Raw genomic sequence first — 24,635 nt, forward strand, 5'->3', positions numbered from 1 at the left:
AGGCTGGAACGAAGATTGCGGAAATACTGTATTTCCCTCCCAAGTATTGAAAAAGAGGAAAAACCCAGTAACCCATGTACGAAAACAATCGCCCCGTTATCTGAACTGCTCATCACATCTCCCTATCACCACATTATCCTAAAAACCCCGGCTGACCGCCTGTTTGCTGCCTTAACATCATGACAGTTTTCAACTTTATTTCCATTTTTGTATTCACCTCTCTGGTGAGTTCGCTACGGCAGGATTGCACCTTTTTCCGGGCATATGGTTGCGTTGCGATTTTCCTTGGAAGGGACGACCATTCCGCGCTGTTGCGCCTTGCCCTGCATCCGGGAAAAGGCACACTCCTGCTCGCCCAGCTGAGGTTTTTAGAATTATCTGACAGACGCAAACCGTGGCAGAAATACCCCGTTAGCATCTGATTGACAGCTTGCCGGACTGGCATGAGCAGAATCTGCAACCTTCCCGGTTGTCTTTTTCGGCGTGTTCCATGTGTTTTTTGTGGGAGAATCCGGATGTGTGTGCCTGGATTTTTTCTTTTATCTGGATAAATAGTGCTATTGCAGGAATTTTCAGAAGTGCCAATGTTAATTGCAATTGGGTCGTTTATATTGATACTGCTGCTGGTTTTGCCCGAAAAATTAAAAAGATATTTAATCAAATCACTTTGGATAATTTTTGTGGCATCCATATCTGCAATCGTGATAATCAGATTCCTGACTTATTTTTTTAGAGTGCTGTGAATATGGTTTTTGTCACGATTACCCCGGTTGTAATGTTTGACATACCGTAAACAGGTTTGCTGTACACCTGCATCAGATCATTTTCATGAATACTTTGGAACGTCGCTGGTAGTTGTAGAGGCTTTGTTTGAGCTGGGGCAGCTGATCGGGTGTGGTTTCTGAAAAGCCGCGTTCGACAAACCAGTGAGCGGTGCGGGTGGTAAGGACGAACAGGCGGCGGTAGCCCTGTTTTTCAGCCTGATCTTCAAGGTGGTCGATGAGTATGCGGCCGATACCGGCTTTGCGATGATCCGGATGGACTGCAAGGCAGGCGAGTTCGCAGGCATTGTCGTCCGGGAAAGGATAGAGCGCCGCGCAGGCGATAATCATGTTGTCGTGCTCGATTACGGTGAAGCGCTCGATTTCCATTTCCAGCAGTTCCCGGTTGCGCCGTACCAGGATGCCTGCATTTTCCAGAGGTTCGATCAGTTGCAGGATGGCGCCGATATCTTCGATTCCGGCCTGGCGGATGATTTGCAGCGAATCACGCGTGATCATGCTGCCAATACCGCCATGAGTGAACAGTTCCAGCAGCAGCGCACCATCGGTATGACGGCTGACCAGATGAGCACGTTTTACACCTTTTTCACAGGCATGCAGGGCCCACGGCAAATAGATGCGGGTATCCTCATCCGGCTGCCGGTCAATAGCGGTTTCCATGGTGGCAAGCAACACTTTTCCCTGTTTGACAGTGAGCTCCGGCAGTAATGTGGCGCCTGATTCGGTTTGCTGCTGGATGCCCGGGGTATTCACCAGAAAAATCAGTTTGTCGGCCTGCAGGGCAATAGCGACTTCAGCAGCAGTATTTTCCAGTGTCAGGTTGAATATTTCTCCTGTTGGCGAATAGCCCAGGGGGGAGATTAGAACAACTGTGCCCTGCCTGAGCTGATCGAGAATGGCGGTGGTGTTGATGCGGCGGACTTCTCCGGTGTATTGCAGATCCACGCCTTCCAGCACACCAACCGGGCGGGCAGTAACAAAGTTGCCGCTGGCTACCCGTATGGCGGCATTGGCCATGGGGGAATTAGGCAGACCCATCGACAGCAGGGCTTCAATTTCTACCCGGACTTTGCCCACCGCTTCTTTTACACATTGCAGCGTGGCGGCATCCGTTACCCGCATGTCCTGCACATAGCTTGTTTCCAGCTGATCTGCCTGCAACCGGGATTCAATCTGTGGACGTGCGCCGTGTACCAGCACCAGCCGAATGCCGAGGCTGGCGAGCAGATTAAAATCCTGCACCAGTTCAATGAATTTTCCATCTTCGACAACCTCACCTCCAAAGGCGATAACAAAAATTTTTCCGCGACTGGTGTGGATATGAGGCGTAACGGAGCGAAACCAGGTGACAAATTCGGTATCCGATTTCATGGCTGATCAGAATGTTGGAGAGGTTATCAATAATCGCCCCAGAGTGTCTGGGCGGCGGCGATGGCAGCCAGTGCTGCACTTTCTGTACGCAGGATGCGGCTGCCGAGACGAACAGGTATGAATCCGGCGTAACAGGCGGCATCGGTTTCCTCCCCGGCAAATCCGCCTTCCGGTCCCGTCAGAAAAGTGACATATTCTCCGGATCCGGGAGGGGATAGTTTGGCCAGACGCTGGCTGGCGGTTGGGGAGAACATGATGTGATGTCCGGCCAGGCTGCCGTGCTGCTGCTTCCGTGCCAGCTTCTGTTCCAGCCAGTGTGCCAGGGAGAGGAGTGGTAAAAGCTGCGGGATGGTGTTTCTTCCGCACTGTTCACAGGCGGCAATAATAATCTTATGCCAGTGCTGCCAGCGTTTGCCGGCACGTTCTTCATCCAGTCGGATGAGAGTGCGGCGGGTGATCAGGGGTTGTATGCGGGTGACACCCTGTTCAACCGCTTTCTGGATGATCCAATCCATTTTTTCATTGATGCAGATTGCCTGTGCCAGTTCGATCTTAAGCGGGGATTCACGTTCGACCGGCAGATGACTTTCAATCTGTACCTGGCAGCCGGATTTGCTGGCCTGCGCGAGGTGGCCGGAGAACTCGCCACCGGTTCCATCAAATAAAATGACACCATCACCCTGCTTCAGCCGAAGTACCTGAACTGCATGATGGCTGGTATCACTGCCCAGCGTAATCTGTTCGCTGTTGCGGATGGGTGCGGGATGAAAAAAACGTGCTGTCATCGTTGTTGTACGGGTAACTGAATGGCCGGGAAACGGGAGGGTCAAAATTTTTCTATGATAGTATAGATAAAAGAAAAATCGATAAATTAAAAGGAGCGGCAGCATGGCGAGTCTTGAAACACCAGTCTGTGATTTTGGCTGGAAGGCAGTGGATTTTGATCTTCCGGGCGTGGATGGTAAACGTTACAACCTGGCATCGGTGAAAGGGGAAAACGGGCTGCTGGTCATGTTCATCTGTAACCATTGCCCCTATGTGAAAGCGATTCGTGACCGGATCATTCGCGATGTTAAGGAGCTGGCCGGGTACGGTATCGGCACCATTGCCATCATGTCCAACGATCCGGCAGATTACCCTGAGGATTCATTTGAAAATATGGTTAAAGTTGCTCGGGAGTATGCTTATCCGTTTCCCTACGTGCAGGATGAAACCCAGCAGATCGCCAAAGCCTATGGAGCGGTCTGTACACCGGATTTTTTTGGTTTCAATAACAGGCTGGAGCTGCAATATCGTGGCCGGATGGATGCTTCCCGCAAAGAGGCGGCACCTGCCGATGCACACCGTGACCTGTTTGAAGCCATGGTTCAGGTAGCAGAAACAGGTCGTGGTCCTGAAGCACAGATCCCGAGTATCGGCTGTTCGATCAAATGGCGGGAAGATTGAGTATGCTGGATCGTGTCATCACGGCAGTAAGGGAAGTAGCACGAGATGAAATCATGTCGCGCTATTTGCAGGTTGAACGGATTTACAAAGCGGATGGCAGTTTTTACACCGAAGCTGACCTGATCGCTCAGGAAAAGCTGCTGGAGCGGCTGCAGGATATTGCTCCGGTTGCAATAATCGGTGAGGAGATGCCGGAAGCAGAGCAGCAGGCGCAATGGGCAGCCGGCCAGGATGGGTTATGGAGTGTCGATCCGATCGACGGTACTTCCAATTTTCTGAACGGACTGCCTTATTTTGCGGTTTCCGTAGCGCTGATGCGAGGCGGCAGAAGTGTGCTGGGTGTTGTCTACAACCCGGCAACGGATGAAATGTTTTATGCCGAGCAGGGAAAGGGAGCTTTTCTGAACGGAAAGCCATTACCTTTTTCCAGACGGAAAATCCCGCTGAACAAAGCAATTGCCAACGTCGATTTCAAGCGACTGGATCGCAGGCTGGCAGTGGACATTGTGGCAAAGCCTCCCTATTCATCCCAGCGCAATTACGGCACCTGCACGCTGGAGTGGTGTTATACCGCTGCGGGGTATTTTGACCTGTATCTGCACGGTGGCCAGAAACCGTGGGATTATGCCGCCGGTTGCCTGATTCTGGAAGAAGCCGGAGGGCACCGGTGCACGTTTGAAGAGGATGATTACTGGTCGACCAACCCCTGGCGCCGTTCGGTGATTGGCGGGCTGGATGCAGATCTGTTCGCAATGTGGCGTGACTGGATCAGGTCACGTATGGAAAACGTAGACAGCCTTCGCTGATGATCCCGTAAAACAGGATTCCTGAACAGAATTGTCACGGCCACGGTTTCTTTTCCGTATCCGGCCCGGCATCCTGCTTAACATCCGGCAGCTGAGGCAGCCAGTGTCCACCTATCGCCTGAATCAGTGCAACAGCTGCCGCCTGCTGGTTGATTACCGCCTGAATTTGTGTTTGCCGGGTGTTCAGTGCGGCAGTCTGTGCGGTAACCACCTGGGAATAATCGACAATTCCGCTTAGATACTGATTACTGATAATGGCTTCAGCACGGGATGCCGCTTCGGCTGCCTCTGTCTGACTGCGCGTTACATCAGCTAACACCTGTGTCGCAGCGAGGTTGTCCTCAACCTGCTGAAAAGCGGTAAGTACGGTTTGCCGGTAAGTTGCGACAGTCTGATCAAATTGTGCATGTGCCTGCAGCACTTGTCCCCGGCGTGCACCGAAGTCGAGCAGTGTTTCAACGCCACTCAGACCAAAAGACCAGAGACCGGTCGAAGCCTTGAAAAGTTGCTCCATTACGCTGGTACTCGTTCTTACACCTGCCGTCAGCGTGATTTGCGGAAAATAGGCGGCACGCTGAATGCCGATATTGGCGTTGGCAGCGGCGACCCGGCGCTCGGAGGCGGCAATGTCAGGGCGGCGCTGCAGGAGTGTGGCTGGCAGTGTGGCCGGCACATCCGGTACAACCGGATTCCAGGCGACAGGTGCCAGAGTGAAGGTTGAGGGATTGTCTCCGACCAGTACCGCAATCGCGTGTTCCAGCACGGCGCGCTGACGATCGAGATCCTGCCGCGAAGCAATTGCACTGTTAAGTGTGGTTTGTGCCTGAAAAACATCGGAACGGGCAACCGTACCCGCTTCATATTTGTTGGTGGCAATGGTGAGTGCACGCTGATAATCGTGAATGATCCGGTCGAGCAGATCGCGCCGCGCATCAATGCCACGCAGCTGAATATAGTTGGTGGCCAGCTCTCCCTGCGCAGACAGGGCAGCGTTGGCCAGATCCCCCACGCTGGCAGCTTCCCCCGCTTCTGCCTGTGATACGGCATTACTCAGTTTTCCCCAGAGATCCGGTTCCCAGCTTGCCCCAATACCAAACATAAAATTGGATGAGGCGGAAAGGGCTCCCCCGGCGCCTGAAACAAACGAGCCGCTGCCGGATGTTCTATTTTCAAAGGGAATGGAACGGGACCGGTTGCCGGACAGGTTAACCAAAGGAAACAGTGAAGCCCGCTGGGTAATGACGAGTGCCCGCGCCGCCTGGTACGCGGCCCGATAGGATGCGACGTTCTGGTTGGTGATGATGACCCTGGCTTCCAGTTCATTGAGTACGGGATCATTGAAAAGTATCCACCATTCCCCGCGTGCGACAGCATCGGACGGCTCTGCTGCCACCCATCCCGGTGCTTCTTTATAGTTCGGCGGGAGCGTGATTGCCGGAGGGTGGTATTTCGGAGCCAGGTTGCAGCCGGTAAGGAGCAGAACGAACAGGGACAGGGCTGGTTTCATGAAGAGATTCATTATTAAAGGGGCGCTGGTGTATCACCGTGCCGGGTGAGCTGTTGTTCGTGAGCGCCACGCCGGCGGAAGCGGTCAAGTGCAAGGTAAACGACGGGCGTGGTTACCAGTGTCAGGATCTGGCTGGCGACAAGCCCGCCGAAAATGGCAATGCCCAGCGGCCTGCGGAGTTCCGCGCCATCACCAAAACCGAGGGCGAGCGGTAGTGCGCCCAGTGCTGCCGCCAGTGTTGTCATCAGGATCGGACGAAAGCGCAGCAGGGATGCTTCACGTACGGCTGCAAGCGGGCTTAGCCCGCTGCGTTCTGCTTCCAGCGCAAAGTCGATAATCAGGATCGCGTTCTTTTTTACGATTCCGATGAGCAGAATGATACCGATGAGGGCAATGATGTCGAACTGCCCGCCGGTTGCCATCAGCGCGATCATGGCACCGACTCCGGCCGAGGGCAGGGTGGAAAGTGTGGTAAGCGGATGGATCAGGCTTTCGTACAGTATGCCCAGCACGATGTAAATGGTGATCAGTGCGGCCAGGATCAGGAGCGGCATACTGGCCGTTGTTTCCTCAAAAACCCTGGCGGTTCCGCTGAATCCCCCGTGCACGGTGGCAGGCAGAGCCAGACTCGCCCGGACTTCTTCAATCGTACTGGCCGCGGCACCCAGTGATCCTCCCGGAGGCAGGTTGAAAGAAAGCGTGGCTGAAGGTTCTCCGTCGGAATGGCTGACGGAGGTGCTGGCCGGGCCGGTCGACCAGTGGGCGACAGCGGAGAGCGGAATCATGGTGCGGGCCGATGTGCTGACCGCATTGCCGAAAGCGGTAGCGGAGCCGCCACTGGCAGTGCCGCCTGTACTGGCGAAGGGAGCTGCCTCACCTGCTGTTGTCACTGGCAGGTAGATATTGTCGAGCGCTTCTGGTGAACTTCTGAATGGATCCGGGATTTCCATCACGATATGGTACTGGTTAAGCCCTGAATAGATGTTGGCAACCTGCCGTTGTCCAAAGGCGTTGTATAAAGCCGCATCGACAGATTGCATTGAAACTCCCAGGCGGGCGGCGGTATTCCGGTTGACTTCCACGAAAACGCTGGCGCCTGCATCCAGCTGGTCAATATCGACATCAACCAGTGTATCGCTACGCTGTTTCAGTGCTTCTACCAGTTTCTGCCCGGAGGTTCTGAGCGTCTCGGAATCCACCGCTTTCAGGACATACTGATAGGTGCCGGTCGTCTGACGCCCTCCAACCCGAAGATCCTGAGTCGGATTGAGGAAAAGGCTGATCCCTTCGACCTGACTCAGTTTGGGGCGAAGACGGGCAATCACGACCGGGGCTGGTGGACGCTGCAATCTGGGTTTAAGGGTCACATAAAGAAAACCGCCACCTGCGCGTCCTCCTCCTGAGACAGCAATAACGGCTGTCACCGCCGGGTCATCTTTTACGATATTGGCAACTTGCGTCAGTTTGTCCTGCAGAGCGTTAAAAGAAATACTTTGATCGACACGCACTCCCCCCATGATGCCTCCCGTATCCTGCCCCGGGAAAAAGCCCTTGGGTGCAATGATAATAAGATAAACATTGAGTACCACTGCACCGGCCAGCAGCATCAGTACTGTCTTGCGGTGGGCAAGTGCCCAGTCAAGGACTCGCTCATACCAGGCCTGCATCCGGTCAAAGCTGCGCTGTGCCAGGCGCATGATTTTTCCCTGATCCGCTTCTTTGCCCAGGCAGCGTGCAGCCAGCATGGGGGTGGTGGTGAGCGAAACGACCAGGCTGATGACGACTGCCACGGTCATGGTGAGCGAGAATTCCCTGAATAATCGTCCCACCAGTCCCCCCATGAAAATGAGTGGAACGAACACCGCAATCAGGCTGAGTGAAATGGACAGGACGGTGAAGCCGACTTCACGTGCGCCAGCCAGTGCAGCCTGGAAGGGTGCCACTCCCTTTTCGATGTGGCGGCTGATGTTTTCCACCACCACGATGGCATCATCCACGACAAAACCGGTAGCAATGGTGAGTGCCATTAATGACAGGTTATCAAGCGAAAAATCAGCGAGGTACATCACGGCAAAGGTACCAAGCAGTGAGGTAATCACAGCAGCTGCCGGAATCAGTGTGGCGCGCCAGCTTCTGAGAAACAGGCTGACCACCAGCACGACAAGGAGGGTGGCGATCAGCAGTGTTATTTCGACTTCATGCAGCGATGAACGGATGGTGAGGGTGCGATCCGAGACAATGTCCAGATGGATATCAGGGGGGATGGTGGCGCGCAGGGCAGGAATTTGCGCTTTGAGTGCATCCACCACCTGGACAATGTTTGCTCCCGGCTGACGCCGGATCAGAACGGGTATCGCTTTACTGCCGTTATACAGGCCCATGGTGTAAATATCTTCAGGGCCGTCATTTACCTCGGCGATATCGGACAGACGGATTGCTGCACCATTTCGCCAGGCGATAACGATATCGCGATAGTCGGCGGCATGCAGTCCGGGCTGATTCAGGTAAACCTGCCAGCTCAGATCGCCGGAATCAACCACGCCGCGCGGGCGGTTGGCGCTTTCAGACTGGAGGGCGGTACGAACATCTTCCAGAGCGATACCATAACGGGAAAGTGCCAGCGGATTAACTTCCACCCGTACTGAAGGTAAGGCGGCGCCACCCAGCTCGACATTACCCACGCCCTGTACCTGCAGCAGCCTTTGCTGAACGACAGTTGAAACCTGATCATAGATTTCAGACGGACTGCGCGTGGGCGAGGAGAGGACGAGAATCAGGATTGGTGATTCGGCCGGGTTGAGCTTACGGTAACTGGGGTTGGTTCTGAGTGTGGCGGGCAGATCAGCACGTGAAGCGCTGATTGCTGCCTGGACATCGCGTGCGGCCCCGTCAATATCGCGAGACAGATCGAACTGAAGTGTGATCTGCGTTGCGCCGGTTACGGAGCTGGAGGTCATTTCACTTACCCCGGCGATCAGACCCAGATGGCGCTCCAGAGGGGAAGCCACACTCGATGCCATGGTGGATGGACTGGCGCCGGGAAGATTGGCCTGCACCATGATTGTTGGGAAATCAACCTGTGGCAGTGCTGCCACCGGCAGCTTGAAGAATGCGCTGATTCCGGCCAGTATCAGGCCGATGGTGAGCAGAATGGTACCTACCGGCCGGCGGATGAAAGGAGCGGAGATATTCACGGTGTGTCATCCCGGACAGGTACGCGATTCATCTGCTGTCTGCGTTCTTTCCAGTTTTCCAGTGCAAGAAAAATAACAGGTGTGGTGAACAGGGTCAGTATCTGACTGAGCAGCAGGCCGCCGCCGATGGCGATTCCGAGCGGCTGGCGCAGCTCATGTCCTGTCCCGCCACCAAAAATCAGCGGCAGGGCGGCAAACAGGGCGGCAAAGGTGGTCATCATGATCGGGCGGAAACGCAGCAGTGCAGCCTGACGAATGGCATGATGGCTGTCGGCCTGTTCATGACGCATGGCATCAAGCGCAAAATCAATCATCATAATCGCGTTCTTTTTCACGATGCCGATCAGCAATACGATGCCGATGATCCCGATAACGCCCAGCCCGGATCCCGTCAGCCACAGGCCCAGCAGTGCGCCGATTCCCGCCGGGGGCAGGGTGGACAGGATCGTCACCGGATGGATGAAGCTTTCATACAGGACGCCCAGCACGATATAGACGACACCGATGGCTGCCAGAATCAGCCACAACTCGTTACCCAGTGAGGATTTGAATGCGCTCGCCGCTCCGGTGAAGCGGGTGGTCAGTGCAACGGGAATGCCGATCGTCTGTTCCGCCTGTTCGATGGCTTCGACGGCGTTTTCCAGTGAAATGCCGGGGGCGGGATCAAAACCGATAGTGACTGCCGGAAACTGATCTTCCCGCGGGATAACCAGGGGTACCGCACCTGTACGAATCGTGGCAAGAGTGGACAGAGGGACGCTGGTTCCGTCAGGCAGCGGAATCTGCAGCATTCCCAGTGACTGCGGATCGGCAATGAGCCCCGGCATCGCTTCCAGTATGACGCGATTCTGGCTTGACTGGGTATAGATGGTGGAAATGATCCTCTGACCGAAAGCATCATACAGTGCGTTGTCGATGGCAAGCACACTGAGGCCCAGCCGGCCGGCGGTATCACGATTGATGTCAACGGTGACAGAGCGCCCTCCCGAGAAAATATTGGAAGTAATGTTATGCAGGCGAGGGTCTTGTTTCAGCGCTGTGGCCAGTTTCTCTCCCCATTGGATGACTTGTGCCTCGTCAGCACCCTGCAGGGAGAACCGGTAGGCATTGATTCCGGTAGAGGTGTCGATGGTCAGGTCCTGTACGGGGCGGAAATGGGCCTGCATACCGGCGATATTGGCGGTTGCCTGTTCGAGGCTGGCCAGTACCGAGGGCAGATCGGCACGATCTCTGTGTGGTTTGAGGTTAACGAGCATTCGCCCCTGGGAGAGTGCCGGATTCTGTCCATCCACTCCGATTGCGGAGCTGAGGCTGGTAACAGCAGGATCGGCCAGTATGACGTGAGCCACCTGCTGCTGGAGTTCTGCCATACGCTGGTAACCAATATCCTGCCTGGCGGAAGTGGTGACGGCAATCTGCCCTGTGTCCTGTTCCGGGAACAGGTTCTTGGGAACAAACAGATAGAGCAGGATGGTGACGACCAGGGTGACGGTAAACACCAGCAATGTCAGCGTGCGGTGCGCCATTACCCGGTCAAGTGCCGTGGCGTATTGGTTTGTTAGCCATTCAAACCACCGGTGGGTCAGCTCCACAATACGGTGCCCGCGTTCTTCTTCGCGGGAATGCAGCCAGCGGGCGGACAGCATGGGCACCAGTGTCAGTGCAATGACTGCAGACAGCAGGATGGTTACCGCCAGTGTGACGGCGAATTCACGAAACAGGCGGCCAACCACATCTCCCATGAAAAGCAGCGGAATCAGCACGGCTATCAGGCTGATGGTGAGCGAGATGATGGTGAAACCGATTTCACCTGCACCTTTCAGCGCGGCTTCGAATGGTCGCATTCCGTTTTCGATGTGGCGGGCAATGTTCTCCAGTACGACGATGGCATCATCCACCACAAAACCGGAAGCGATGGTGAGTGCCATCAGTGTCAGGTTGTTGACGGAAAAACCGAGAAAATACATGGCGACAAAGGCGCCGATCAGGGAAAGCGGTACGGCAACACTGGCAATAACGGTTGCGCGCACGGATCCCAGGAACAGGAAAATAACGAGTGTGACGAGAAAAACAGCTACCACCAGCTCAAACTGTACATCTTTCACCGATGCCCGGATGCCGGCAGTCCGGTCGGCCAGCAGGGTGACATGCACATCAGCAGGTAACTGTGCTTCGAGACCGTGTAAAACGGTTTTGATCGTATCGACCGTGGCAATAACATTGGCGCCCGGCTGCCGCTGTACATCGAGAATCACGGCTGGCACACCATTCATCCAGGTTGTCAGACGAACATTCTCGGTTGCCTGGACTACACTGGCGACATCACTCAGGCGGACTGGCGCACCATTGGTAAAACCGATGACCAGATTGCGATAGCTGTCGATATCTGTCAGCTGGTCATTGGCGTCAATGGTCCAGCTTCTGCTGTCACTGTTGAGATTGCCTTTGGCGGCATTCACGTTGGCATTGCTGATCGTGGTTCTCAGCATTTCGAGTGACAGACCCCGTGCCGCCAGCGCGGCGATATTGGCCTGGATACGCACGGCCGGTCTTTGTCCGGCAATCATGGAAACCAGTCCGACACCGGAAACCTGTGCAATTTTGTTGGAGAACTGCCGCTCGATGATTCCCTGCACTTCGCCCGGCGGCCGTGTATCCGATGTAATGCCGAGACTCAGGATTGGCGCATCGGCAGGGTTAACCTTTGCGTAAACGGGGGGCGTGGGAAGTGCAGCCGGGAGTAATGTGCCCGCTACGTTGATCGCTGCCTGAACTTCCTGCTCAGCAATGTCGAGTGCGAGATCGAGACGGAACTGCAGGGTAATGACCGATGCACCGGAAGACGAAGCAGAGGTCATGCGCACGAGGCCGGGCATTTGCCCGAACTGCCTTTCCAGTGGCGAAGTAACGGTCAGTGCCATGACATCCGGGCTTGCTCCCGGATAAAGGGTGGTAACCTGGATTGTCGGAAAATCGACCTCGGGCAGGGAAGACAGGGGGAGAAACCGGTAGGCGATGAGGCCGCCCAGCAGCAGCGTAATCATCAGCAGGGTGGTTGCAACCGGGCGAAAGATGAAAAGGCGTGATGGCCCGCCGGGCAGGGTGACGGCTGCTTCTCCAGTATCACCGTTCATGAATGCCGATCCGTGGATTCTGTCTGATGATGGCCGCCTTCATGCGTTTTATTGCCGTGCTGATTTTTATCTCCCGTCAGGCGGACGGGGGAGCCGTCTTCAAGTCCGTCTGCGCCATCGGTGACAACGATTGCACCGGCGGCCAGACCGGATGTGACAGCAATCCGTTCGTCGGCACTCGGGCCGGTTGTGACCGGTGTCAGCTTAACGGTGTTATCCGGCTGGACAACAAAGACAAAATCGCCCGGTACCCCATGCCGGACAGCGCTGACGGGGACAGTAACAGTATCGTGCAATGTGGTGACAAGCAGCGAGATATTGACGAACTGCCCCGGGAAAAGGGTGTTGTCGCCATTGTCGAAACGTGCTTTGGCCCGAACAGTTCCGGTTGTGGTATCAACCTGGTTGTTGAAGGTCAGGAAATGTCCCTCGGCCAGTATCCTGCTGTCGTTCTGATCCAGCGCCTGTACAGACAGCCCTTCTCCGCTTCCGGCCTGATGGCCGATCATGGAAAGCTGGGTTTGCGGCAGAAAAAAACTGACATCAATCGGATTGAGCTGTGTGACGACGACAATGCCGTTGACATCTGACGGAGTCAGATAATTGCCGATATCCACCTGACGAATACCGGCACGACCGTCGATGGGAGATTTGATCGCGGTATAGTCCAGATTGAGCTCGGCCGTGCCTATGGCTGCCCGGTCGGCCGCCACTGTTCCGATCAGCTGGCGTACCAGTGCGCGCTGGGTATCTACCTGCTGGCTGGCGATGGAATCCTGACGCAGCAATGTTTCATAACGTTTGAGGTCGAGTCTGGCAACAGCAAGCTGGGCCTCGTCGCGCGCCAGATTGGCTCTGGCCTGCGCCAGTGCCAGCCGGTAGGGGCGCGGATCTATCTGTGCAAGCATTTGTCCGGCCCGTACCATCTGGCCTTCCTGAAACAGCAGCTTGAACAGCACGCCGGAGAGCTGCGGGCGAACCGTTGCCGTGACCAGTGGCTGCACTGTACCCAGTGCCGTGACTGTCACGGGCATATCGGCATGGACGGCGGAACTAGTACCCACAGCGGCGGCGGGACGGGTATGCATGCCACCCGTGCTGCGGTTTGCCAGGTGGTATGCCACCGGAGTGATGATTGCCAGCGCCGCAATAATGAGAAGTACATTGCGCAATGAATACTTGCGCTTCCTGTCCGGGCAAGGCTGATCCACCCCGGGAGTAACCTGATTTTCATCTTCCATGGTCATATCGTTTTATTTTCGGGCCGGCAATTTATCTGCAGAATCCGGATTTCCGGAGAAACCGGTAAATCTGCCTCTGTTTTTTGTGTGAACTTCATGAAAAGGAGGCCGGTTGTGAATTGTGGAATCCAGCGGTGTGAGCGGCTGCCTATTTTACATAGTATTGCCTCGCGAAAGCGACAACGACAGGGATCAGCAGTGATGGCGCCAGCAACAGGCGTGGTATCCGCCGGAAGCCATGCATCCCGTAGCCGGGATTGCTACACCGCTGCCGGTAATTCTGTATCAGAGCTTGCGTAATACCGGGAAAAACCGGATAAATGCATTTGTCATCTGATGGCGGATGGTGGACCAACTTATCGTTTGCCGCACCACGCCTGCTCTACGATCAAGTTTTTTCAGGGTTGTTCCGTAGAAGTGAGGGAAATTTATTTTTATGGAGAAAACAACATGGATCTGATTGATCAACTCAAAGAGCTGTCAATTCGTATCAGGAAAATAAAAGATACGATACAAACTGAAGAAGCCACAAAAAATGCATTAATCATGCCGTTCATACAGATACTTGGCTACAACGTATTTGATCCGAATGAAGTGACACCAGAATTAGTGGCCGATGTGGGAATGAAAAAAGGAGAAAAGGTTGATTATGCCATTCTGATGAATGGTAAGCCGATTATGCTTTTTGAGTGCAAGAAAAGTGGAAGTGATCTGAATATTGGCCATGCTTCACAGTTATTCAGATATTTTCATGCGACAGAAGCACGCTTTGGAGTGCTTACAAATGGTATTTCATATCGCTTTTTTACTGATCTGGAACAGACAAATAAGATGGATGAAAAGCCGTTTCTTGAATTCAATATTCTTGACTTCAAGGATCAGTATGTAGAGGAGCTTAAAAAATTTACCAGGCCGGCATTCAATGTTGAGCTGATATTAAATACAGCAAGTGATCTGAAATATACAAGGGCAATCCGTAATGTCCTGGCTGACTGGATGGTTGCTCCGTCTGAAGATTTTGTCAGACTGGCCTGTTCTGAAGTCATTAACGGAAAACGTATCACTCCTGCAATAAGAGAGCAATTTACCCTGATAACCAGGAACGCATTTCAGCAACTTATTTCGGACAAGATTAATGAGAGACTCAAGATGGCCATGGAGCCATCGGAAGAGTTTGGGAAGGACATCACAACCCGGGATCAGGATTCGGACGGGATCATTACAACTGAAGAAGAGTTTGAGGGGTATCGTATTGTTCGTGCAATTCTTCGGGAAACAGTTGATCCGAAGCGAGTGGTTATGCGGGATTCTAAAAGTTACTGCGCGATATTGCTTGATGATAACAACCGAAAACCAATCTGTCGTTTGCGATTCAATAATCCTTCCAGGATGATGCTGGGGTTATTTGCAGGCAAAGAAGAGAAGATTGTGCCCGTAGCAGATCTTTCAGATATTTATCAGTATGCTGATCACTTCAAGAGAGCCATTTTGGTATATGACAAACCGGCTGAATTGTCACTTGAGGAAAGTGTTGCCACATAATCACAACGCATCGTCAGTCTTCATAAAAAGCTGGTTAATTGGTTAATCTCTGGCTGCAAAAGGAGCAGGGTGAGCCCGTCAAATAATGTGTTTCTCCAACTCAATCGTGGTTATTCACCTCTGGTTCAGCCAGCCGGAGCATTGCTAACCGGCTCAAAACAGGGATGTTTCTAAATTGATTTGACAGAGCGGTATTACCGGGTGTTAGCTTACTTCCAGCTATTGATTAAAAGGAGTGAATCTGACATGAATACGATCAACAATCAATTTACCAGGGTGCTCTCCCGTACGTGGTGGTTACTGCTGCTGCGGGGGCTGATCGCCATTGCGTTCGGTATCCTGATCTGGCTTCAGCCGGAGATCTCGATTGTGGCACTGGTGCTGATTTTCGGTGCCTACGTGCTGGTGGATGGTGTCCTCGGAATCTGGACTGCCATTGCGGGGCGCAAGGAGCACGAAGACTGGTGGGTGCTGTTTATCTGGGGGAGCATCGGTGTCGGTATTGGAATTCTTACGTTCCTGGCACCTGGTGTTACCGCACTGGCGCTTCTCTTTTATATTGCCGTCTGGGCAGTGGCCACCGGTGTTCTTGAAATCGTGGCTGCAATTCGCCTGCGAAAAGAGATCAGGGATGAGTGGCTGCTTGTTCTTGGTGGCCTCGTGTCGGTCATATTCGGCATTCTCCTGATGGCACAGCCGGTTGCGGGTGCTCTCGCACTGCTTTGGCTGATTGCGATATATGGCGTCATATTTGGTATTTTTCTCGTAATTCTGGCGTTCAGGGTGCGCAGTTTTGGGAAATCCTGAGCGACTGCAAAACCAAAGCGTCGCGGACGTCAGGCCCGCTGGAAGTTGAAGCCACCCGGATGTCTGGCAACCGTATAGCTTAAAGGGGTGTGCCGATCTTGGGAATCGAAAGACCCCCTGTTGCAATCACCAGCGAAACACAGGTCTGCTCACCCCGGCTGTTTTGAGCCGGTAGCTGTCCATTGATGATTACATCAGAAGAATGAGTCATGAAAACTGACACAGTCAAAATGATAGCCAGATAAACCAGCACCACAGGGCAAGCTGGTACAGCGCAGTTATTCCGGGCTGATGTTATGCCCGGTTGAGGCCGGGGCGATGCGGGTGTGCCGGATAATATATTTCTCCAGCTCAATTGTGTAGAACACGATCAGTCCGGCGGCCAGGACTTTGCTCCATTCCAGCAGTGACAGATCAGTTGAGCCAAAGATGTGTTGCATGGCTGGAAGATGGGTGTAGGCAATCTGCAACAGCATACAGGCAGCAATCGCCAGCAGGATAGAGCGGTTATCAGCCATTCCTCTGATCAGGGTGAGTGGAGCAAAAATATGGCGACTGTTGATCAGGTAGAACATTTCCGCCAGTACGATCGCGTTGACCGAGATCGTTCGCGCCGTGTCAATTGGTGTGCCGTTTTCCAGTTCCCATAGAAACAGGCCAAGCGTGATCACCATCATCAGTACCGAAACCATGAGTACGCGCCAGATAAAAAACCCGGTCAGCAGTGCTTCGCCAGGCGGGCGAGGGCTGCGGCTCATGATATTGTGTTCTGCCGGCTCAAAAGCCAGCGCCAGCCCCAGCGCGCTGGTTGTCGCCATGTTAATCCACAGTATCTGAACGGGTGTAAGTGGCAAAGTGAGTTCAAACAGCATGGCAGCAATGACCACCAGTGCTTCACCGCCGTTGGTTGGCAGGATAAACAGAATAAATTTTTTCAGATTATCGTAAATTGCCCGCCCTTCACGTACAGCATGGGCGATGGTGGCAAAATTATCGTCGGCCAGCACCATATCGGCTGCTTCCCGTGCAGCTTCTGTTCCTTTCAGGCCCATTGCCACCCCTACATCGGCACGCTTGAGGGCGGGGGCATCATTTACTCCATCACCGGTCATTGCTACCACCTGATGGCTGGCCTGCAAAGCCTGAACCAGGCGCAGTTTATGTTCCGGACTGGTACGGGCAAATATATCGACTTCCATAACAATTCCGCGCAGCGCTTCATCATCCATGGCTGCAATTTCTACACCGGTGAGTACGGATCTGTCTTTTCCGATTCCCAGTTGTGCTCCGATGGTTCGTGCGGTTTCTGCGTGATCTCCAGTAATCATTTTGACCTGGATGCCTGCCCGGTGGCATTCCGCTACCGCCTGAACGGCTTCTTTACGGGGTGGATCGATGATGCCAACCAGCGCAAGCAACGTGAAGCCGGTTTGCATGTCACTGATTTTCAGATTATTTCCCTGTGGAGCTGATCGTTTGCAAGCCAGTGCAAGCAGGCGTAATCCCTGAGCTGCCGTGGAATTTGCCTGCCGTTGCCAGTATTCGATATCGAGCGGTTGTTCGTCAGTCTGCTGCAACTGTGTGGTGCACATGGCCAGGATTCGTTCTGGTGCACCTTTGATAAAAATCCAGGGTTCATTTTCACTGTCAAGGTGATAAGTTGCCATAAACGAATGCTGCGATTCAAACGGGATAACATCCCGTCGCGGCCAGGCAGTATTGGCGAGGTGACTGGAGAAACCGGTTTTTTCGCCCAGAACCAGCAGGGCACCCTCGGTAGGATCGCCCTCCACATGCCACTGGCCATGTTCTTTCCGTAACCGGGCGTCATTGCACAGCACTGCGGCACGGATTGCCAGGCTGAGCGCCGGGTAACGGGCCGGATCAATCACTTGTCCGTTGCTGCTGAATTCGCCTGCCGGTGTATAGCCGGCGCCACTGACAGCAAACCGGTCATCAGCGGTGATCGCGCACTGCACCATCATCTCATTGCGTGTCAATGTTCCGGTTTTGTCAGAACAGATGATCGTGACTGATCCCAGTGCCTCCACTGCCGGCAATCGCCGGATGATGGCCTTGTGCCGGGCCATGCGCTGCACACCCAGTGCCAGTATGACGGTCATGATGGCTGGCAGCTCTTCCGGAATCACCGAAGCAATCAGTGCCACTGTCATCATGAACATTTCCGCAGGGGCGTAGTTGCGCCATAAGACACCCAGCAGGAATGTGATAACAGATGCAATCAGTATGAAAACAGCCAGTCTGACGGCGAAACGGTCAATCTGGCGCAGCAGGGGAGTGGACAGGCGTTGCGTGTCTTCCAGCAGACGATTGATTTTGCCCAGCTCGGTTGTGCTGCCGGTTGTTACCACAAAGCCGCTGGCCTGACCGGATACGACCAGTGTGCCGGAATACGCCATATTGAAACGATCCCCCAGTGGGGCATCGGGCAGGGTTGCTTCAACCTGTTTTTTGACCGGCAGGGATTCCCCGGTCAGTGCGGCTTCGTCAACCTGCAGTTCTTTGACCGAAGCCAGGCGTATGTCTGCCGGTACCCGGTCACCGGACACAAGCAGAACCTGATCGCCGGGCACCAGCTCAGCTGCATCGACTTCATGGCGGATACCTTCGCGGATAACAGTTGCGTGAGGTGACAGCATGGCGCGGATTGAATCAAGTGCGGTTTCTGCCTTGCCTTCCTGAATGAAACCGATAATGGCGTTGATGATGACGGCTGCCAGCAGAACACCGGTATCCAGCCAGTGATCCAGGAAAGCCGTGATAACCGCTGCGGCAATCATGATGTACAGCAGGATATTGTGAAACTGCAGCAGCAGGCGCAGCAACGGTCCGCGGCGCTTTGGCGGAATCAGACGGTTTGGCCCGTACCGGGTCAGGCGATTCCCGGCTTCGGCCGCCTGCAGGCCAGCCGGGCCGGTTTGCAGGATCTGTTGAGTTTCTGCCGGGGACAATGCATGCCATTGTGTTTGTTGCAGGATTTCAGCATGCCCGGCCGCAGATGGAGGCGTCATGAATGCAAAAGGTGGATCAGCAGAAAGAACCAGTGTACCTGATCAGGCAGACTGGCAGCATCCGGTTATCAGTATCCCGGCTATCAGTCATTACGCTGCTGAAAATCCAGTTGAGTTTTTTGCAGCGTCAGGTGAAGTTTTTTACGAAACCGTTTCGGAAGATGACCTGATCTACAGCCTTTCCAGCAGAATCTGCCGAATTTCATCATCACTGAGCCTGATCGGATTGGTTTTCATACTGCTGCCCCGGCAGTGAGCAATGATTTTATCGAGATGAGCGGATTGCAGTCCGTAATGCGACAGTCGGGGCAGGGCGAGTGCATCAGTCCACTGTGCCAGCAGATCAGTCAGAGCATTGAAGGCTGTTTCCGGGTTGTTGAAACGGGTTCCGCACAAAATGTCAGCAGCGTGCTGATATTTTGCCAGTGCCGGATTGCCCGGTTCGCGTGCCTGCATACTGCCAATATTGATTCGGGTGGCGGTGGCCACCAGTGTGCCGCAAACCGTGCCATGCGGAATCGGATAGAAAGCGCCGAGTGGAGATGCCAGACCGTGCACTGAACCCAGGCCTGTCTGCGCCAGTGTGATACCGGAAAGCAGGGCGGCGTAAGCCATTTTTTCCCGGTGCTGTGCCAGCTTCCCCTGCTGGTGATACAGCGGGATGAGGGCACTGCGCACAGCCTGCAGTCCGCTGACAGCCAGTGCGTCCGTGAAGGGATTGGCTTTGATGGAAACATAAGATTCCAGCAGTTGTGTCAGCGCATCCATCCCGTTGGCAGCGATAATGCCCGGTGGACAGCCGGTCAGTAAATCCGGGTCAATAATTGCATATTCAGCTACCAGCCTGTCGTGACGGAAGGATTTCTTGAAGCCGTTTTCACCTTGTACGCTGAGCACAGCGTTTTTGGTGGCTTCACTACCTGTGCCGGCCGTCGTCGGTACGGCGATGAATGGTACAGCAGGGCCATGGTAGGGCAATTCCGGGCCGACCCCTTCCAGGTAATCCATCACTGAGCGTTGCACCTGCAGCAACCCGGCTATCGCTTTGGCGGCATCAAGTGCACTCCCGCCACCGATGCCGATGACCGCAGCAAAATCAGCGCGGGCGTAAATTCTGACGAGTCTGTCAATCAGCGCGGGAGAGGGTTCTTCCGCAATGGTGGCGTGTTGCCAGGTGATTTTGCGCTGTTTGAACTGATCGGTCAGAAACGGCCAGTACGTGGTATCAGTAAAGGAGCGTGCACCGGTTACCAGCAAAATATGGCGGCCGTAATTTTCAATAATAGCCGGCAGCTTGCCCAGAACACCGGCACCCAATTCAATACGCGGCAGCCGGGCGATGGAAAATGGTGTCATCAGCTACTTGCCACTGGATATAGACCTTCATATACAACACCTTTGCGTGGTGCTGTCATCCAGTCTGCGACGGTATCGCGCCACATCAGGTAGTGGGCAGTTTTTTTGTGCGCTGCTGCATCCGCTCCGGTTTTATATGCTTCATAAAATACGAACTGAGTGGGGTCATCGACAGACTGCAGAATATCAAAACGGAGATTGCCCGGCTCGCGAATCGAACTTTCATGGTTTTTACGGGAAGCTTCCCTGAACATGGCTATCTTGTCTGCCTGGACGGATACATGAACAATGGTGATATACATGGTGTGGATGACAAAAAATCCGATTGCTTCGGCTGTTCCGGCTGCTCTGATATTGCCCGGGTTTATATTTTCGGCAGGGTTACGCCCTGCTGAAACTGATATTTTCCCTTGCGGTCCCTGTAGGAAGTTTCACACACTTCAGCTGCTTCAAAGAAGATGACCTGCGCCACGCCTTCATTGGCGTAAATTTTGGCGGGCAGCGGGGTGGTATTGGAAAATTCCAGAGTGACGTATCCTTCCCATTCCGGCTCGAATGGTGTGACGTTGACGATAATGCCGCAACGGGCATAGGTGGACTTTCCCAGGCAGATCGTCAGTATGTTGCGCGGGATGCGGAAATACTCAACCGTACGTGCCAGCGCGAAAGAATTGGGCGGGATGATGCAGACGTCACCTTTGACATCGACAAACGAGTTGGAATCAAAGTGTTTCGGGTCAACAATGGTTGAGTTCAGGTTGGTGAACAGCTTGAATTCGTCTGAGCAGCGAATATCGTAGCCATAGCTGGAAGTGCCATAGGAAACGATACTCTTGCCATTTGTCTCCTTGATCTGGTTGGGCTCGAACGGCTCGATCATGTTGTATTCGGCCGCCATTCGGCGAATCCATTTATCTGATTTGATTGACATGCGCTGCCCTAATCGTCTTCCATGATGATCTGTGTAAACACATCCGAATAGTCACGTGCCATATCGGAGATTCTGGCAGCCGCCCGGCGCGCAATGGTGCGGTAAATATCGGCGATCTGTCCATCCGGTTCAGCTACCACGCTGGGTTTACCGGCGTCGGTATGTTCACGGATGCGAATATCGAGCGGTAACGCGCCCAGCAATTCGACGTTGTAGTCGCGGCACATTTTCTCCCCGCCGCCGGTCCCGAAAATGGGTTCGGTATGGCCGCATTTTGAGCAGGTGTGCAGACTCATGTTTTCCACAATGCCCAGAATGGGAATGCCGACTTTTTCAAACATCTTCAGCCCCTTGCGGGCATCCAGCAGTGCAATATCCTGTGGAGTGGTGACGATGATTGCGCCGGTGACCGGGATTTTCTGGGCGAGTGTCAGCTGAATATCACCCGTACCGGGTGGCAGATCAATGACCAGGTAATCCACATCATTCCAGCGGGTATCATTCAGCAGTTGCTGCAGGGCTTGTGTGACCATCGGGCCGCGCCAGACCATCGGGGTTTCCACATCAATCAGCAGTCCGATCGACATCATCTGAATACCGTGTGCCATCTTTGGCTCAATGGTTTTGCCGTCCGGCGAATGCGGCTGGCCACTGACACCGAGCATTTGCGGTTGAGAAGGGCCATAAATATCTGCATCCAGCAATCCCACAGTGGCGCCTTCAGCGGCGAGTGCCAGTGCCAGATTGGCTGCAGTTGAGGATTTACCCACCCCTCCCTTGCCGGAAGCCACGGCAATAACGTTCTTGACGCCGGGAATCAGCTTGAGTTTGCGCTGTGCACTATGCGCGATGATGTTGCTGGCTACGCTGACTGTTACCGATCCAATATCCGGTACGGCACGCAATGCCTGTTCGATCTGCTGACGGATATGGTCTATTACACTTTTTGCCGGGTAACCCAGTTCGATTGCTACGGTTACATTATTTTGGCTGATCTGTATGTTGCTGACCGATTTACTGGTGACGTAGTCTTTACCCGTTGTGGGATCTGTGATTTGTGCGAGTGCAGTTTCAATCTGCTGTTGTGTGACCATTGAGAGCGTTCTCCTGCCATCAAAACCGTTGATGTTAGCAAATATCGCGCCGGCTGGTTTGCTACAATCTTTTTTTTCCCTGTTTGAAACCAACTGATAACTGATGACTACGCGCACGATTCTGGTAACTTCCGCGCTGCCTTACGCCAATGGCAGCATCCATCTGGGGCATCTGGTCGAGTATATCCAGACCGATATCTGGGTACGTTTCCAGAAAATGCAGGGACACTCTGTTTATTATGTCTGCGCGGATGATACGCATGGCACGCCCATTATGTTGCGTGCCGAGAAGGAGGGGATTTCGCCGGAAATACTGATTGCGCGTGTACATACCGAGCATCTGCGTGACTTTACCGGTTTTCATATCACATTTGATCAGTACTACAGTACGCATTCCGAGGAAACACGCTATTACGCTGAAACAATTTACAAAAGGCTGAAAGCGGCCGGGCTGATTGCCGTGCGGGCAATCGAACAGCTTTATGATCCGGTCAGAAACCTGTTTCTGCCGGATCGTTTTGTCAAAGGTGAGTGCCCCAAATGTGGTGCGGCTGACCAGTACGGTGATTCCTGTGAAGTGTGCGGAGCCGCATACACACCAACCGATCTGAAAAATCCCTATTCTGCTGTTTCCGGTGCAACACCCGTCAGGAAAGCTTCCGAGCATTTTTTCTTCAAACTGTCGGATGCACGTTGCGCGGATTTTTTACGTCGCTGGACACGTGAAGGCAATCACCTGCAGGCGGAAGCGGCCAACAAAATGGCGGAATGGCTGGGCGAAGCGGGGGAGAACAAGCTCTCTGACTGGGATATTTCGCGCGATGCCCCTTATTTCGGTTTCGAGATTCCCGGTGAGACAGGCAAGTATTTTTACGTCTGGCTGGATGCACCTATCGGCTACATGGGCAGTTTCAGAAAACTCTGCACTGACAAAGGAATTGATTTTGATACCTACTGGAAGAAAGATTCCATAACGGAGCTTTATCATTTCATCGGCAAGGATATTCTGTATTTTCATGCACTTTTCTGGCCGGCGATGCTGGAAAATGCGGATTATCGAACTCCGACACAGATTTTTGCTCATGGTTTTCTGACCGTGAATGGTGAAAAGATGAGTAAGTCACGCGGCACGTTCATTACCGCGGAGAGTTATCTGCAGCAGGGATTAAACCCGGAATGGCTGCGTTACTATTACGCGGCCAAGCTGAATGGCAGCATGGAGGATATTGACCTTAACCTGGATGATTTTGTCGCACGTGTCAATTCCGATCTGGTGGGCAAATACATCAACATTGCCAGCCGGTGTGCGGGGTTCATCAGCAAACGGTTTGAAGGAAAACTGGTGAGCGGTGACGATTACCGTCTGCTGCAGCAAATGGTGGATGAACATTTTTCCGGCTGGCAGCCGGGGGGGATTGAAGCCGCTTATGAAGCACGTGATTTTTCTGCAGCAGTGCGCCTTATCATGCGGCGGGCCGATGAAGTGAATGAACTTATTCACGCGCTTGCTCCCTGGGAAATTGCTAAAGATACCGTGCGCGAACGAGAACTGCACCGTGCCTGCAGCCTGGGGATCCAGATGTTTTATCTGCTTTCCTGCTACCTGAAACCGATTTTGCCGCACACCACCAGACAGGTTGAAGGTTTTCTCAATCTGGGCGAGCCGGGCTGGCAGAAACAGCAGGCCGGGCAACCCTTATCCAGCGTATTGCTGCCGCCCGGTCATGCAATCAATCCTTATCAGCATCTTATGACCCGTATTGATCCCGGGCAGATTACCGCACTGGTTACCGCCAACCAGAAAACCATGCAGCAAACCGTGCAATCGACCGTGAACACAGACGCACACTCCCGGCAACGCCATGGCGAAGCACAACAGTCTGCCGTAACTCCGATCGCAGACACGGTTTCAATCGAGGATTTCAGCAAAGTAGATTTGCGTATTGCCCGTATTCTCGATGCACAACATGTCCCCGGTGCGGACAAACTGCTGCAGCTGACGCTGGATATCGGTTCTGAACAGCGTACTGTCTTTGCCGGCATCAAGTCTGCTTATGACCCGGAACAGCTTAAAGGACGGCTGACGGTAATGGTTGCCAACCTTGCTCCGCGCAAAATGAAATTTGGACTTTCGGAAGGAATGGTGCTGGCAGCAGGTGGCGAAGCCGGTGGACCTTTTCTGCTTGCTCCGGACAGCGGTGCACAACCGGGGATGCGGGTGAAGTAAATTTTCCTGAAAAATACCAGCCGGCTGAGAGGCAGGGCTATTCGAGTTTAGCCATGGTTAATGATGTGCCGGTTATTGGCCGGCATAATCATGAAGACCGCAGTCTTGCGCGGTCTTTCTGCACAATCTTTTCTGCGTAATTTTCCCGTTGAACAGCGAATACCT

Annotated in this window: 18 protein-coding genes; 5 read left to right on the forward strand and 13 right to left on the reverse strand. The window is 53.7% G+C overall.

Features of this window, described 5'->3' with window-relative positions; translation table 11 throughout:
• Positions 1–133 precede the first annotated feature (133 nt).
• From IT527_RS01745 to IT527_RS01755, 3 genes are all read right to left on the reverse strand, one after another.
• The gene (locus IT527_RS01745; protein ID WP_292965686.1) at positions 134–691 is read right to left on the reverse strand and encodes a hypothetical protein; all 558 of its coding nucleotides are present in this window, start codon (positions 689–691) and stop codon (positions 134–136) included.
• A gap of 124 nt (positions 692–815) precedes the next feature.
• Positions 816–2,153, reverse strand: coding sequence for an amino-acid N-acetyltransferase (gene argA / locus IT527_RS01750; RefSeq protein WP_292965689.1), 1,338 nt, complete (start codon positions 2,151–2,153; stop codon positions 816–818).
• Between the two features lie 26 nt (positions 2,154–2,179).
• Positions 2,180–2,938, reverse strand: a complete 759-nt coding sequence (locus IT527_RS01755; protein ID WP_292965692.1) for a 16S rRNA (uracil(1498)-N(3))-methyltransferase — start codon at positions 2,936–2,938, stop codon at positions 2,180–2,182.
• 103 nt (positions 2,939–3,041) lie between these two features.
• On the opposite strand from IT527_RS01755, the gene IT527_RS01760 reads away from it, so the two are divergent.
• Together IT527_RS01760 and IT527_RS01765 are read left to right on the forward strand one after the other, a co-directional pair.
• Positions 3,042–3,599 carry a thioredoxin family protein gene (locus tag IT527_RS01760; protein WP_292965695.1) on the forward strand — a complete coding sequence of 186 codons (558 nt, stop codon included), beginning with the start codon at positions 3,042–3,044 and terminating at the stop codon, positions 3,597–3,599.
• Between the two features lie 2 nt (positions 3,600–3,601).
• Positions 3,602–4,405 carry an inositol monophosphatase family protein gene (locus IT527_RS01765; protein WP_292965814.1) on the forward strand — a complete coding sequence of 268 codons (804 nt, stop codon included), beginning with the start codon at positions 3,602–3,604 and terminating at the stop codon, positions 4,403–4,405.
• Between the two features lie 34 nt (positions 4,406–4,439).
• Here the strand turns inward: IT527_RS01765 and IT527_RS01770 are convergent, their stop codons facing one another.
• The 4 genes from IT527_RS01770 to IT527_RS01785 are packed head-to-tail and all read right to left on the reverse strand — an operon-like array spanning position 4,440 to position 13,487.
• Positions 4,440–5,912, reverse strand: coding sequence for an efflux transporter outer membrane subunit (locus tag IT527_RS01770; RefSeq protein WP_292965698.1), 1,473 nt, complete (start codon positions 5,910–5,912; stop codon positions 4,440–4,442).
• Positions 5,913–5,926: 14 nt separating this feature from the next.
• On the reverse strand, positions 5,927–9,106 hold the full coding sequence (locus tag IT527_RS01775) for an efflux RND transporter permease subunit (protein ID WP_292965701.1): 3,180 nt from the start codon (positions 9,104–9,106) through the stop codon (positions 5,927–5,929).
• Positions 9,103–12,240, reverse strand: a complete 3,138-nt coding sequence (locus IT527_RS01780) for an efflux RND transporter permease subunit (RefSeq protein ID WP_292965704.1) — start codon at positions 12,238–12,240, stop codon at positions 9,103–9,105. Before IT527_RS01780 ends, IT527_RS01775 begins: the two co-directional genes overlap by 4 nt.
• Positions 12,237–13,487 (reverse strand): efflux RND transporter periplasmic adaptor subunit, encoded by a 1,251-nt coding sequence (locus IT527_RS01785; protein WP_292965707.1) that lies wholly within the window; start codon positions 13,485–13,487, stop codon positions 12,237–12,239. Before IT527_RS01785 ends, IT527_RS01780 begins: the two co-directional genes overlap by 4 nt.
• Before the next feature lie 444 nt (positions 13,488–13,931).
• Here IT527_RS01785 and IT527_RS01790 point away from each other — a divergent pair, with 444 nt between their 5' ends.
• Both IT527_RS01790 and IT527_RS01795 read left to right on the forward strand, forming a co-directional pair.
• The gene (locus tag IT527_RS01790) at positions 13,932–15,023 is read left to right on the forward strand and encodes a type I restriction endonuclease (protein ID WP_292965710.1); all 1,092 of its coding nucleotides are present in this window, start codon (positions 13,932–13,934) and stop codon (positions 15,021–15,023) included.
• Between the two features lie 246 nt (positions 15,024–15,269).
• A complete protein-coding gene (locus IT527_RS01795) occupies positions 15,270–15,830 on the forward strand; it encodes an HdeD family acid-resistance protein (RefSeq protein ID WP_292965713.1) in 561 nt (186 codons plus the stop codon).
• A gap of 79 nt (positions 15,831–15,909) precedes the next feature.
• Here IT527_RS01795 and IT527_RS01800 read toward each other — a convergent pair whose 3' ends face one another.
• From IT527_RS01800 to apbC, 6 genes are all read right to left on the reverse strand, one after another.
• On the reverse strand, positions 15,910–16,041 hold the full coding sequence (locus IT527_RS01800; protein ID WP_292965716.1) for a hypothetical protein: 132 nt from the start codon (positions 16,039–16,041) through the stop codon (positions 15,910–15,912).
• Positions 16,042–16,108: 67 nt separating this feature from the next.
• Positions 16,109–18,862: a cation-transporting P-type ATPase gene (locus IT527_RS01805; RefSeq protein WP_292965719.1), complete on the reverse strand. Its 2,754-nt coding sequence runs from the start codon at positions 18,860–18,862 to the stop codon at positions 16,109–16,111.
• A gap of 171 nt (positions 18,863–19,033) precedes the next feature.
• Positions 19,034–20,218 (reverse strand): iron-containing alcohol dehydrogenase, encoded by a 1,185-nt coding sequence (locus IT527_RS01810; protein WP_292965722.1) that lies wholly within the window; start codon positions 20,216–20,218, stop codon positions 19,034–19,036.
• A complete protein-coding gene (locus IT527_RS01815; RefSeq protein WP_292965725.1) occupies positions 20,218–20,520 on the reverse strand; it encodes an antibiotic biosynthesis monooxygenase in 303 nt (100 codons plus the stop codon). The genes IT527_RS01810 and IT527_RS01815 overlap by 1 nt, the downstream gene beginning before the upstream one ends.
• A 62-nt stretch (positions 20,521–20,582) precedes the next feature.
• Positions 20,583–21,149: a dCTP deaminase gene (dcd, locus tag IT527_RS01820; RefSeq protein ID WP_292965728.1), complete on the reverse strand. Its 567-nt coding sequence runs from the start codon at positions 21,147–21,149 to the stop codon at positions 20,583–20,585.
• Positions 21,150–21,157: 8 nt separating this feature from the next.
• The gene (gene apbC / locus IT527_RS01825) at positions 21,158–22,243 is read right to left on the reverse strand and encodes an iron-sulfur cluster carrier protein ApbC (RefSeq protein WP_292965731.1); all 1,086 of its coding nucleotides are present in this window, start codon (positions 22,241–22,243) and stop codon (positions 21,158–21,160) included.
• Positions 22,244–22,346: 103 nt separating this feature from the next.
• On the opposite strand from apbC, the gene metG reads away from it, so the two are divergent.
• A complete protein-coding gene (gene metG, locus IT527_RS01830) occupies positions 22,347–24,470 on the forward strand; it encodes a methionine--tRNA ligase (protein ID WP_292965734.1) in 2,124 nt (707 codons plus the stop codon).
• The last annotated feature ends 165 nt before the right edge of the window (positions 24,471–24,635 follow it).

It is taken from the genome of Nitrosomonas sp. (assembly GCF_020852615.1).
Taxonomy (GTDB): Bacteria; Pseudomonadota; Gammaproteobacteria; order Burkholderiales; family Nitrosomonadaceae; genus Nitrosomonas.